The organism is Rhodanobacter spathiphylli B39 (assembly GCF_000264295.1).
GTDB classification, from domain to species: domain Bacteria; phylum Pseudomonadota; class Gammaproteobacteria; order Xanthomonadales; family Rhodanobacteraceae; genus Rhodanobacter; species Rhodanobacter spathiphylli.
Genome location: NZ_AJXT01000118.1, coordinates 1 through 618 on the forward strand (window position 1 = coordinate 1; position 618 = coordinate 618).

The 618-nt window shown below is 73.1% G+C and carries 1 pseudogene; it reads right to left on the minus strand.

The annotated features are described in order from the left end of the window. Window positions 1-618 (minus strand): annotated as a pseudogene (locus tag UU7_RS18765) (hypothetical protein); the annotation flags it as partial.

The following is a 618-nucleotide window of genomic DNA, read 5'->3' on the forward strand; positions in this document are numbered from 1 at the left end:
TGTAGACCGTGCCGTCGGTGTCCGTGTAGGCGCCGCCCACGGCCGTGGCCGAGTCGGCCGCGGCGGCAGCACTGTCGCCGACGGCCACCGTATCCACGCCCAGGCCCTGGGCGCCGGCGCCCATGGCCACCGCGTAATCGCCTTCCGCGTCGGCCTGCACGCCGACGGACAGGCTGGCCCTTCCTGCAGCCGTGGTGGCGTAGCCCAACGCTGTACCGAAGGCACCGGAGGCCGTGCTGAAACCGCCCACCGCCGTGGCGTAGTTGTTCACTGCACCGGCCAGCAGGCCGATGGCCAGCGACTGGGTGCCCAGGCTGCCGCTGTCCAGACCGAGCGCCAGCGAATAGTCGCCCAGCGCGCCGCCGTAACCGGTGCCGTCCTGCGCTCCCATCGCGATGGCGTACGCCCCTTCGGCGTAGCTGTCGGCGCCGACCGAGGTGGCGCTCTGCCCGCGTGCAGCCGCGTTGTTGCCGATGGCCGTGGCCGAATCCGCGTCGGTATAAGCGGCCCCGCCCAGCGACGTGGCGCCCGCGCCGATCGCGAAGGCGCCGTTGCCGACCGCCGTGGCGTTGTCACCGATGCCCGCGGTCTGGTAACCCAGCGCCATCGCCCCGCGAC